Annotated in this window: 8 protein-coding genes, 1 tRNA gene and 1 pseudogene; 3 read left to right on the forward strand and 7 right to left on the reverse strand. The window is 65.9% G+C overall.

Annotated elements, in window-relative coordinates; translation table 11 throughout:
- From AX702_RS23715 to AX702_RS23700, 4 genes and pseudogenes are all read right to left on the reverse strand, one after another.
- A pseudogene (locus AX702_RS23715) lies at positions 1-276 on the reverse strand (PD40 domain-containing protein); the annotation flags it as partial.
- Between the two features lie 114 nt (positions 277-390).
- Positions 391-879 carry a DUF2497 domain-containing protein gene (locus AX702_RS23710; protein WP_197420488.1) on the reverse strand — a complete coding sequence of 163 codons (489 nt, stop codon included), beginning with the start codon at positions 877-879 and terminating at the stop codon, positions 391-393.
- Between the two features lie 36 nt (positions 880-915).
- Complete coding sequence (locus AX702_RS23705) at positions 916-2,424, reverse strand: TolC family outer membrane protein (protein WP_066776466.1); 1,509 nt, start codon at positions 2,422-2,424, stop codon at positions 916-918.
- 11 nt (positions 2,425-2,435) lie between these two features.
- Positions 2,436-3,104, reverse strand: coding sequence for a protein-L-isoaspartate O-methyltransferase family protein (locus AX702_RS23700; RefSeq protein WP_066776464.1), 669 nt, complete (start codon positions 3,102-3,104; stop codon positions 2,436-2,438).
- A gap of 145 nt (positions 3,105-3,249) precedes the next feature.
- Here AX702_RS23700 and AX702_RS23695 point away from each other — a divergent pair.
- Positions 3,250-3,323, forward strand: a tRNA-Cys gene (locus AX702_RS23695).
- A gap of 501 nt (positions 3,324-3,824) precedes the next feature.
- Here the strand turns inward: AX702_RS23695 and mqo are convergent.
- From mqo to AX702_RS23680, 3 genes are read right to left on the reverse strand one after another with little or no spacing between them, the layout of a single operon-like run.
- Complete coding sequence (gene mqo, locus AX702_RS23690) at positions 3,825-5,513, reverse strand: malate dehydrogenase (quinone) (RefSeq protein ID WP_066776471.1); 1,689 nt, start codon at positions 5,511-5,513, stop codon at positions 3,825-3,827.
- A gap of 17 nt (positions 5,514-5,530) precedes the next feature.
- Positions 5,531-6,979: an alginate export family protein gene (locus tag AX702_RS23685; protein ID WP_066776461.1), complete on the reverse strand. Its 1,449-nt coding sequence runs from the start codon at positions 6,977-6,979 to the stop codon at positions 5,531-5,533.
- A gap of 11 nt (positions 6,980-6,990) precedes the next feature.
- A complete protein-coding gene (locus AX702_RS23680) occupies positions 6,991-8,325 on the reverse strand; it encodes a dicarboxylate/amino acid:cation symporter (protein WP_066776458.1) in 1,335 nt (444 codons plus the stop codon).
- A gap of 252 nt (positions 8,326-8,577) precedes the next feature.
- On the opposite strand from AX702_RS23680, the gene AX702_RS23675 reads away from it, so the two are divergent.
- Both AX702_RS23675 and AX702_RS23670 read left to right on the forward strand, forming a co-directional pair.
- Positions 8,578-10,296, forward strand: coding sequence for a sensor histidine kinase (locus AX702_RS23675; RefSeq protein ID WP_066776468.1), 1,719 nt, complete (start codon positions 8,578-8,580; stop codon positions 10,294-10,296).
- Positions 10,293-11,579 (forward strand): sigma-54-dependent transcriptional regulator, encoded by a 1,287-nt coding sequence (locus AX702_RS23670; protein ID WP_066776455.1) that lies wholly within the window; start codon positions 10,293-10,295, stop codon positions 11,577-11,579. Before AX702_RS23675 ends, AX702_RS23670 begins: the two co-directional genes overlap by 4 nt.
- Positions 11,580-11,653: the final 74 nt, after the last annotated feature.

The following is an 11,653-nucleotide window of genomic DNA, read 5'->3' on the forward strand; positions in this document are numbered from 1 at the left end:
CTGCGGATCGTTCTCGTCCACTGCGGGATCGGCCAGCAGGCGCTGCGGCACCGCCCCCTTGCGTGACAGATCAAGCCGCCAAAGATCGTAGCGGCCGCGATTGGCGTCCATGTCGGTCTCGCGCTGCGCCCAAACCATCCAGCGCCCATCCGCCGATACGGCAGGCGCGCCGACGCGGCTAAGCGTCGTAACATCCTCGATGGTCAGCGGGCGGGCGGCAGCCGGGGCCGAAACGACAGCGAGCGCGATCAGGCTCGCGGAAAAGGGCATCCTCATGGGAATGCGGTAAAGCAGATCGTTACTGATGCGACAATCGCCATGTCGGCGCCAGCTTGCGCTCGGAACGTCGGGTGCAACGCGGCAGTGCGCCGGCGAACGTCACCAATATCGTCAGGAAGCGCCGCGAGTCAGCTTCGCGATCTCGCGCGCGACGATCGTTTCCACCATGTTCGGCAGATTGGCGTCCAGCCACTCGCGCAGCATCGGTCGCAGCATCTCGCGGACCAATCCTTCCAGCGTTCCGTCGCTCTGCGGCTCCGGCTTTACCAGCAGTCGCGAAAGAGCATCGATGGCCCCACGGGTCGCCTGCGCGGTTCGATCCGACAGCAGGTTCGCGGCGGCATCCGCGTCCAGCTTTGCCGCCTCGGGTTCGGCAGGTGCTTCGGCCCGCGCCTGAACCGGTGGCATGGGATGGCTCAGTTCGAGCACTTCCTCGGGCGCCGTATCCTCATCCCGCTCTTCGGGTGCAGCGGGCAATGCAGGGCGGGCAGCGTTCGCGCGACGCTGTCGAATTGGCCGATCATCACCTTCCTCGGCGATGATGCGCTTGATGGAGGAGAGAATGTCCTCCATCGACGGCTCGGCGCTGACATCCCCCATGCGCGCAGTCCACCCCATCCAGAAAGCCGCCGACGATCAGCGGTTTGGTGTGTTTTCACCTGTGGTCAATGCCGGGCTCCTGTCAACCTTGCTGCTGTCGAGCGCAGGATCGAGCGGACGCGTAACTGTGGCATTCTGGGGCGCGACGCCGCTGGTGGACGACGAAATCGCGGTTGGCGTCTCGCCATCGCCGAAGTCGGAGAAGCGGTTGCGAACGGCGTTGTAGTTCTCCGCCGAGTTATACAGCGGCCCGCCCTCGAGCCCCAGGTCCTGCGCCTCGGCCTGCCCCATTGCGGCCAGCAACGCGAAGCCGGCGACATAAGCGTCGCGCCGCGCAGTCACGAGCGTCACCTGGCTGTTCAACAGTTCCTGCTCGGCGTTGAGGATATCAAGGATCGTGCGATTGCCGACGCTATTCTCCGCCCGAACGCCTTCCAGGCTGAGCCGGTTGGCGGCAACCGCCTGCTCCGACGAAGCGATCACCTCCAGCGAGGAGCGCCAGATAGCGAACGCAGACCGGGCCGAGGCGATCACCTGACGCTCCGCGGCGGTCGCGTTTTCGATCGCCTGCGCACGCGTCGCCTGTGCCTGACGCACCAGTGCCGCCGGACGCCCGCCCTGGAAAATCGGCAGGCTGACGTTCAGCCCGATGCCGGCCGAGGTGCCCGATTGCCCGACACCCAACCCGGTGCCGCTGCCGAGCGATCCCAGATAATTGACGTAATTTCCGGTCGCCCCGACCCCCAGGGTCGGCAGGCGGCTCGCACGCGCCACGCGCACGTCAAAGGCGGTCGCGTCCCGCTGCTTCAGCGCCGCGAGCAGGGTGGGATTGTCACGGATCGCCACATCGACGGCGCCATCTGCCGTCTGCGGCAAATTCGGGAGCGCCGGCGGCGGCGCGAGCGTGCCGGGCGCATCGCCGACCAGCCGGACGTAGTTCTCACGGCTGGCGATCAGCGTCGCTTGCACCCGCTGCAACTGCGCGCGAGCGAGGCTCAGCCGCGCTTCCGACTGGGCGACATCGGTGCGCGTCAGGTCACCCACCTGAAAGCGATCGCGGCTCGCCTGTAGATTGGTTTCCAGCACGCGGACGTTCTGCGCGTTCAGTCCGACGATGGCCTCGTCTCGGATCACGTCATTGTACGCTGCGACCACTTCGGAGAACAGCGACGCCTCCGTGCCCCGCAGCCCGAACTGGCCGGCTTCGACCCGCGTCTCTGCCGCGCGGACGGAGTTGCGAACGGCGCCGCCCGAATAGAAGGGCACATTTAGCGCAAGCTGCGCCTGCGCCGCGCGTGCCGGCGTGGTGAAGGAATTGCCGCTGCGCAGGTAGTTTTCGTTCAGCCCCGCGTTGGTGGACACGGTCGGTCGACCGGCCGCCCGCGCGATCGGTACATTCTCGTCCACTGCACGCTGCTGCGCCCGACTTGCCGTGATCGTCGGGTTTTCACGATAGGCGCGCGCCAGCGCCTCTCGCAGTGTGTCGGCGTGGGCTGGCGATGCACTCAGCGCAAGAATCAGGGCGGCAGAAGCGACACGGGTCATTGCGGCTCTTTTCAGAAGGTGAAGCGTGTCGGTTTGGCGAAGCCGGGCAACAGACAGCAATTGACATCGGCAAAGTCGATCATGGCAAAGCCGCCTTCGCTTCTCCGCCCGGTAGCCAGCCTGGTCACTCCATTGTCGTTGAGGCCACCAACGATCCGCCCGCCGGTCCGCACCTGCGCCACCAGTTGCTCGGGAAGCTGCTCCACGGCGCCATCGATGATCATCACGTCATAGGGGGCGCCTTCGGGGTGGCCGGCCTCCAGAGGGCCTTCGACAATCGCGATCCGATCGCTCGTGCCGAGCGCCGCGCGCGCCTGCGTGACGAGCGCCGGATCAACTTCCACCGCGACAACGGAGGCTACCAGCTCCGCCAGGACCGCAGCCGTATAGCCCGTGGCAGCACCGATCAGCAGGACGCGATCGCTCGGCAGCAAGCGCGCCTCGGTCAGCAGGCGACCGGTGGCGATCGGCAGGTTCAGCGATCGACCGCCGCCAAGTGCGACCAGATCGTCGCGATAGGCAAAAGGCGCCTTTTCCTCAGGCACGAACCGCTCACGCGGGACCACGGCCATTGCCGCCACGACACGCGCATCCGATACCGCATTGGTGCGAAGCTGGCTTGCCACCATCGCTGTGCGCATGGCGGCAAAATCCGGTTGGCGTTCCATCGTCATCGTCATCTTCTCACCTGTCGCACGACTGTTTTATTGTGGCAATACACTTGTCATCCAGAGTGGCGCTTTATCGCGCGCCGGCACGGCCGCCAACGTAGAAACTTGACACGCCCGCTCTGTCGCCGCATCTGCCCGCCCTCACTTCCATCGAGGCCCGATGGCGGAGTGGTGACGCAGAGGACTGCAAATCCTTGCACCCGGGTTCGATTCCCGGTCGGGCCTCCACCCCCTTGTCGCTTTTCGCGCCAGGCTGCTCAGTTTCGCAGAACGAGCAGGATGGGCAAATTAGCGCGCGGCGCGCTGTGGGAAAATCAGCGGTCGATGCCGTCGACCACCAGCAATGACTCGAAAACCGCGGAGCGTGTACCGCGAGCGAGGGCTTGTGCCTTGCGACGAAGCACATGGTGCAGCCTGCGACGACTCCGCCCGTCCGCGAAGTTTCGAAATGCGACGAGATGGCACAACCGGCCGCCCCCCAACGCACACTGTTAACTCAGAGCGCGCGTATGCGGCGACTCGCCATGTCGGTCGCCATCGTTCGCCGAGCATGAAAACGTCGGACGAACGCGCGCATAATCACTGGGGACGCTCGGGCGGCCTGGAGGTCCGCAGACGCCCTACTGCGATCCGAGTACGCACCGCACGAGCCGCGGACATGTGGGTCGATCGTATGTCCCGCAGGAATAGCTGCGAATTCCACGACGCATGGCCATCATGGAACAATCGTTACAACGCCAAATCTGCCTGTCGCTTGATCGGAGCCTCAGTGATGGAAGGCATCTTCGCGGTGGTGGTCACCGCCGGTGAAGCCATGGCGAGTTGCAGCGCATCGGCGGTAGCCGCCCAGGTTTGCGCCATAAGCGCCGGTTCGTCGTTCAGCTTGATGCCATAGCTCGGCACGATCGTGCGGATCTTCGCCTGCCACGCCGGGGTCGCGAGCTGCGAGCCGAACACGCGCTTCAGGAGATCGAGCATGATCGACGGCGCGGTCGAGGCGCCCGGCGATGCCCCCAGCAGCGCGGCGATGCTGCCGTCCTTCGACGCGACGATTTCAGTGCCCAGCTTCAGCACGCCGCCCTTCGCGGGATCGCGCTTGATGATCTGCACGCGCTGCCCCGCCTGCCACAGCCGCCAGTCGCCGTCTCTGGCGTTCGGCAGATACTCGCGCAGCGCGTCCATCCGGTCCTCCTGCGACATCATCAGCTGGCCGGCGAGATATTCGACGAGGTCGAAATCGTCCCAGCCCACCGCCACCATTGGCCGAAAATTGTCGAGCGTCACCGATTTGGGCAGGTCGAAATACGATCCTTCCTTCAGGAACTTGGTCGAGAAGGTCGCGAACGGCCCGAACAACAAGGTCTGCTTGCCGCCGAAGAAGCGCGTATCGAGATGCGGCACCGACATCGGGGGCGAGCCGACTGCGGCCTTGCCATAGACCTTGGCGTGGTGACGGTTCGCCAGCGCCGGGTTTTCGGTAACGAGGAACGAGCCGCCGACGGGGAAGCCGGCATAATCTTCGCCCTCCGGGATGCCAGACGCCTGCAGGATCGGCAGCGCCCCGCCGCCCGCCCCGGCGAAGACGAAGCGCGCGTTGATTACCTGATCCGTCCCAGCTTTGGCGTCATAGGCGACGACGCTCCAGCGCCCGTCCGACCGGCGTTTCAGCTCACGCACCTCATGACCGGTGGTGAGCCGAAAACCCGGGGCGCGGCCAAGTGCCGCGATATACTGCCGAGTCACCTCGCCCCAGTCGACATCGGTACCGAGCGGCGAGCGCGTCGCGGCGAAAGGCGTGGCGGGAGTTGCGGGGGCGCGGCCCTCCATCATCAGCGGCGCCCATTGCGCGATCGTCTCCGCGTCGGTGGTAAAGTCCATGCCCGAGAACAGCGGGCTCGCACCGAGCGCGGCGTGGCGCTTGCGCAAGAAGTCGACATTCTGCTCGCCCCAAACCAGATTCATATGCGGCGTCGAGTTGATGAAGGTCCGCGGCTTCGCAAGGACGCCGGCCTTCACCTGATGGCTGAGGAACTGGCGGGTGACCTGGAATTGCTCGTTGATATCGATTGCCTTGGCGATGCTCACCTGCCCCTTGTCGTCCATCGGGGTATAGTTGAGCTCGCACAGCGCCGAATGGCCGGTGCCGGCATTATTCCAGCCGTTCGAGCTTTCCGCCGCGACCTTGTCCAGCCGCTCGACCATCTCGATCGTCCAGCCCGGCTCCAGCTGGCGCAGCAGCACGCCAAGCGTGGCGCTCATGATCCCGCCGCCGATCAGCAACACGTCCACGTCGCGCGCCGGCCCTGCGCTCGTGGAGCAGCGCGGTAGCATCGCCGCGCCGCCCACCACGGCCGCCCCGCCGAGCAGGCCGCGGCGGGTGAAGCGGGGTAGACGGGACGCGCGCTTGGGGTCGGACATGAAGGAGGCCTTTCGGATCAGAAGCGGAAGCTCAGCCACCCGGCCAGGAAGTCGGAGCTGCGGTAGCCGGCGTTGGTCAAAGCGGGGCCGGCGGCGAGATGCTCGTAGCGGCCGGTAAAGGAGAGGCGCGGCGTGATCGGCCAGATGACTTGCAGTCGCGCGACATCGGCGGTCTTGCGATCGCGCACGTTCTGGGTACCGGCGAACGGCTGGCCGTTGGCGCGATAGATCGCGTCGCGCACATCGTCGCGCCAGGCGAGTTCATACTCGGCGGTGACGCGCACCTTGCCGACCGGCGTAAAGCTGACGTTCGGCGCGACGGCGATCAGGTTCGAGGGCGTCAGCGACAGCTGGTAACTGTAATAGATGTTGTTGCCGAACGGCGCGTAGGCGTTGCGTAGCTTGCCGTCGCCATAGCCCCCGCCCCCGCTGGCATAATCGACATGAACGCCGACGCGCGGCGCGGTGCTACCGTCGCCAATACGATACGTTTGCGCGATGAATGCCTGCCACGCATCGATCTGCTGGTCGCGATAATGGCCCCATTGATGGTTGACGGTCCAGTCGAGCGCGAGCGGCCCGACATCGCCCCACAGACGCGCGCCGCCGTAGAAGCGCGTCGCCGGCCCGATCCGCCCGCCCCAGGCGCCTACGTCATTGCGTCGTCGCCAGAAAAACGGGTCGAAATACAGCTTCGAACCACCGAACAGAGTGGACGGCAGCACCGCGCCCAGAGTCACGCCCGAAAAGCGCCGCGCGGGATCATTGACGTCGTCATCCACGCCGAGATCGCCATAGGCAGTCGGCTTCAAGTCGAACAGATCGACACGGAAATGACTGGTCCGCGCCCAGGCGCGCACACCGTTCAGCGTATAACGGATTGTATTGTTGTCGCGTTGCGACGTGAGCAGGTTCGATCCGTCGGTAAATTCCTGCCGCCCGTAGCGTGCACCGAGCGCGACGCCCGCCACATCGCCCTTCGCCTCGACGAAATATTGCTGGAACACCAGATCGTTGCGCAGCGATGTCGAGGGAGTGCCGAGGTTGCGCCCCGCGATCCCGCCATGTGCCACTTCTCCGTATAGGCGCAGATGCGGCCCGACGTGCAGGTCCGCCCCGCCCACCAGCCGCGTGATGTCCTGCCGCTGGTGCGAGGTTTCGCGCAGGTTCGGGTTGCTCGTCATGTTGACGCGAAGCCGCGCCTCTCCCGAGAGCGTCAGATAGACGTCGCCATCGTCATCGAGCGGCAGGAATTTCAGCCGGTCCAGCGGATCGTCGCGCTTGGCGGGATCCTGCATCACGCGCCAGTCCTCGGCCCAGCGCGACAGGTTGTAGCCGTTGGTGGTCGCCCCGTCGCCCGCCGCAGCGGCAGGATATTCGTTGGCAGCCGGTGAGGCCGCGGTCTGCGCCGTGGCGGCCGTCGCAAGCAGGAGGGGCGGCAGGAACGCGCCGAAACGATACATCATGGTACGAACTTTCACGCGGCCGGGACGGCATCGGCCGAGAGTTGATCGACGGGCGTTGCTTCCCCGGCGAGCGCGCGACGCAGTTGCTCGCTGTCGAGCCGCCCCTCCCAGCGCGCCACGACGATGGTCGCCACCGCATTGCCGATGAAGTTGGTGAGGCTGCGGCATTCCGACATGAAGCGGTCCACGCCCAGGATCAGCGCCATCCCCGCCACCGGTACGCTCGGCACAATCGACAGCGTCGCCGCGAGGGTGATGAATCCTGCGCCGGTCACCCCGGCCGCACCCTTGGACGAGAGCATCGCGACGCCGAGCAGCAGCAATTGCTGCCCCAGCGTGAGATCCACGTTGCACGCCTGCGCGATGAATAATGCCGCCAGCGTCATGTAGATGTTGGTGCCGTCGAGGTTGAATGAATAGCCGGTCGGCACGACGAGGCCGACGACCGATTTGGGGCAGCCTGCGCGTTCCATCTTCTCGATCAGGCTAGGCAGCGCGCTTTCCGAGCTGGAGGTGCCGAGCACCAGCAGCAGTTCAGCCTTCAAGTAAGCGATCAGGGAAAAGATCGAGAAGCCCGCCCAGCGTGCGACCAGCCCCAGCACCACGACCACGAACAGAATAGAGGTCAGATAAAAGGTGCCGACCAGCATCGCGAGATTGGCGAGCGTGCCGACGCCATATTTGCCGATCGTGAAGGCCATCGCGCCGAACGCACCAATCGGGGCTGCCTTCATTAGGATCGCGACGACCTTGAACACGACGAGCGACACCTGCTCCAGCGCCGTCGTAACGCGTTCCGCCCGCTCGCCGACGATCGCCAGGCCGATGCCGAACAGCACCGCGACGAACAGCGTCTGGAGGATGTTGCCTTCGGTCAGCGCCGAGAGGAACGTGTCCGGGATGATGCCGACCAGGAAGCCGGTCAGCGTCGTCTCATGTGCCTTGGCGGCAAAATCGGAGACCTTGCTGGTATCGAGCGAGGCCGGATCGATGTTCAGCCCCGCGCCCGGCTGCACGACATTGGCGACCACCAGCCCGACGATCAGCGCCAGCGTCGAGAAGAACAGGAAGTAGGCGAATGCCTTGCCCGCCACACGGCCGACCGCGGCGAGATCGCGCATCCCCGCGATACCGCTGACGATAGTGAGAAAGATCACCGGCGCGATGATCATCTTCACCAGCTTGATGAAGGCGTCGCCAAGCGGCTTCATCGCCTCGCCGGTGGCGGGCGCGAAATGGCCGAGCAGCACGCCCGCGACGATCGCCACCAGCACCTGCACATAGAGGTGCTGGTACCAGCCTTTCGCCGCGGGGGGTGTCGTCGAGAGTTCGGTCGTTGTGATCATGGGCTTTCAAATCCTCTCGCTGCGGGACGAATCCGTCCGGCCTCTTCACGGGCGGTTGGGATTCAAGAATTTTGCTCGCGGCCGACATGCGGGCGGGCACGATTTCGTACTTTCGCTTAAACCCTTGTAATGGCGGCTTTCTTGCTGCCTTAGCAAAGATCAGAGCGGACGCTTAGGGCAGATTTCGACACATGCCTGATCGGAAAAGTGCAAAAAGTTGCATATGAAACCTCAGCGGCTATGGGCGGGCGGATGAGCGTCAATTGGCGATCAAGTGGGCTGCGCTGGGCGATCGGCACGATCGTGCTGGTCGTCGCGCTGGCGCTGCTCGGTGGGCAGCTCGCCGAGCGTCGGACGCTTGCGGCATTGCGCGCCCAGGCGGCAATTGATGCGCGGCTGCGCGCGGTGCTGCTTGATAGCGAACTTGCCCGCTTTCGCTTGCTGCCGCTCGCGCTGGCCGATGATCGAGACGTCGTTGCCGCCATCGCTGGTGCGCCTGATGCGCGCACCGCGCTGAATCGCAAGCTGGAGGCGCTGGCTGGCGAAACCGGCGCGCCCGCTATCTATGTCGTCTCGCCCGAAGGAATAGCCATTGCGGCGAGCAACTGGCGCACGGCAAGCAGCTTCGTTGGCAACGACTATCGCTTCCGCCCCTATTTTCGCGAAGCGCAGGCGACTGGCGCGGGCAGCCAATATGCGATGGGCACGATCAGCCATCGCCCCGGCCTGTATCTCGCGCGCCGTACGGTCAGTCGCGGCGTGATCGTGGTGAAGCTGGAGTTCGACCGGATCGAGCGCGAATGGGCACGCGCCGGCGGCATTTCGATCGTCCGCAACCCGCTCGGAGTCGTCTTCGCGACCAGCCGCCCCGAATGGCGCTTCGCCGCCAGTGGCCCGCTTCGAACTGCCGACAAGGCTCGCATCCGCGCCGAAACGCGCGTCCCCGCCGCCGCACTCGCCCCGCTCCCGCTCCGCCCGATCGCCGATGGGCGGCTACGCGGGGCGGGCGCGACTTATGTGGCGCAGGATGTGCCCGTGGCGCAGCGCGGCTGGCGCCTGACTTTGCTCCACCCGGTTGATGCCGAGGTCGCAAGCGCCCGTCGTGCCACCGCGCTGATCGTCGCGATGGTGACGTTCGCACTCGCCGCCTTTGCCTTTGCCTTGCGCCAGCGCGCCACACTCGCCCGCCGCCGCACTGCCGAGCTGGAGGAGGCGGTCGCCGAGCGCACTGCCGCGCTACGCCGCGAAATGACCGAGCGCGCTGACAGCGAGGCGCGCGCCGCCGACCTGCGCGAGGCGCTGCGCCAGGCGAACCGTCTCGCCTCGCTCGGCCAGATCACCGCCAGCGTCGCGCATGAGACCGCACAGCCGGTCGCCGCGATCCGCACTTATGCGCAGAGCAGCGATATCCTGCTCGGCCGCGGCGCGATTGATGAGGTGCGCGGCAACCTTTCCGCGATCGCCCGCCTCGCGGACCGAATCGGTGCGGTGACGGCGCAGCTGCGCGGCTTCGCCCGACGGCGCAGCGACGAACTGCGCCCCGTCGCGATAGCGGAGGTGATCGACGGCGCAGTGTTAATCCTGAAGGACCAGCTGCGCGCCGCCACGCTCGACCGGCCAGATATCGATCCTGGCATGACGGTCATCGGCGGCAAGGTTCGCCTCGAACAGGTGCTGGTAATCCTGATGCAGAACGCGCTTGAAGCGATGGCCAATCAGGATGATCGCCGTATCACCCTGACGCTCGCCATGGATGAAGGGGCCATTCGGCTCATTGTTGCGGACAACGGCCCTGGCGTCGCGCCCGAGATCGCCGAACGCCTATTCACGCCATTCGTCACCAGCCGCCAGCAGGGCCTTGGCCTCGGTCTCGCGATTGCACAGGACATCATGGAGGAAATGAGCGGCGCACTACGCCTGATGCCGTCATTACGCGGTGCTTGCTTCGAGATTGCGATGCGTCGCGCATGACTGACACGCCGCCGCTCACGGTTGCGCTCGTCGACGATGACGACGACCTGCGCCACGCCACCACGCAATTGCTGACACTGCATGGTTTCGCCGTAACCGCCTATTCCGATGCAACAACCGCCCTTGCCGCGATCGGTGCGGACTTCGTGGGCGTGGTCGTCACCGATGTGCGCATGCCCGGCATGTCAGGCATCGAATTGTTTCGCACGCTCGCCGCGCGCGACGCCGAGCTGCCGGTCATACTGATCACCGGCCATGGCGACGTCACGATGGCGGTCGACGCGATCAAGGCTGGCGCGTGGGATTTCCTCACCAAGCCGTTCGACCCTGAGGCTCTGGTTGCGGCGGTCTCGCGCGCCGCCACGGCGCGTCGCCTCGCGCTGGAGAACCGCCGACTGCGCATCGCTGCCGAAACCCCCGGCGACGACGCGCTGATCGGCGACGCTCCCGCGATCCGCCGGTTGCGCGCCATGATCCCGATCCTCGCCGACGCCGCGCTTGATCTGGTGATCGAGGGGCAGGTCGGCACCGGGCGCGAGCATTTCGCGCGCCTCGTCCACCGCGCTGGCCGTCGAGCGCGCCACCGGTTCCTGAAGATCGATTGCGCGACAGTGGCGCCCGAACTGGTCGAGCGCGACCTGTTCGCGCGCAGCGGCGCGATCGCGCGCGCCGATCGTGGCACGCTCTTCCTCGACAATCTCGGCATGGCAAGCGCCGACCTCCAGCACCGCCTTGCCCGACTCGCCGAGACGCGCGCGGTGGCGCTTGACGCACGCGATCCCGATGCGGTCGACATCCGCATCATCGCCGCGATGGACGAGGGCGCGCGCGACACTGTCTCGCCGGCGCTGTTCCACCTGCTCGCAGGCGTGCCCGTTCGCATGCCGCCACTCGCTGAGCGCACCACCGACATCCCGCTGCTCTTCGCCCACTTCGCGGCAATCGCCGCGGCGCAGCATCGTGTTCCCCTGCCCCCGCTTGCCGACCATGCCCACCGCCTCGCCGCGCGTGACTGGCCGGGCAACGTGCTCGAATTGCAGAAGGCCGCAGAGCGCATCTGCCTCGGCCTCGAAGACGAGGTCGGGCAGGATGACATCGCCCCCATGGACCCGTTACCCGCCCGCCTCGACGCCTTCGAGCGCGCCGCGATCATTGATGCGGTAACGGCGGCAGACGGCGAGATCGCACTGGCGATCGAGCGTCTCGGGCTGCCGCGCAAGACGTTCTACTATCGCGTGAAACGCCTCGACATCGACTTGCGGGCACTGCGCGGCAAGCGTTGATCGGCCAAGCGAACACACACAGTGCTGAAGTCGTCCGAAATGTCTTCAGTCATCGGCCTCCGCAAAAGCCTCTT

Source organism: Sphingomonas sp. CCH5-D11, assembly GCF_001557395.1.
Classification (GTDB): Bacteria; Pseudomonadota; Alphaproteobacteria; order Sphingomonadales; family Sphingomonadaceae; genus Sphingomonas.

Excerpts from the sequence above, each read along its gene's own strand:
- AX702_RS23705 (WP_066776466.1), bottom strand. The coding sequence starts at position 2,424 with ATGACCCGTGTCGCTTCTGCCGCCCTGATTCTTGCGCTGAGTGCATCG.
- mqo (WP_066776471.1), bottom strand. The coding sequence starts at position 5,513 with ATGTCCGACCCCAAGCGCGCGTCCCGTCTACCCCGCTTCACCCGCCGC.
- AX702_RS23710 (WP_197420488.1), bottom strand. The coding sequence starts at position 879 with ATGGGGGATGTCAGCGCCGAGCCGTCGATGGAGGACATTCTCTCCTCC.
- AX702_RS23670 (WP_066776455.1), top strand. The coding sequence starts at position 10,293 with ATGACTGACACGCCGCCGCTCACGGTTGCGCTCGTCGACGATGACGAC.
- AX702_RS23680 (WP_066776458.1), bottom strand. The coding sequence starts at position 8,325 with ATGATCACAACGACCGAACTCTCGACGACACCCCCCGCGGCGAAAGGC.
- AX702_RS23685 (WP_066776461.1), bottom strand. The coding sequence starts at position 6,979 with ATGATGTATCGTTTCGGCGCGTTCCTGCCGCCCCTCCTGCTTGCGACG.
- AX702_RS23675 (WP_066776468.1), top strand. The coding sequence starts at position 8,578 with ATGAGCGTCAATTGGCGATCAAGTGGGCTGCGCTGGGCGATCGGCACG.
- AX702_RS23700 (WP_066776464.1), bottom strand. The coding sequence starts at position 3,104 with ATGACGATGACGATGGAACGCCAACCGGATTTTGCCGCCATGCGCACA.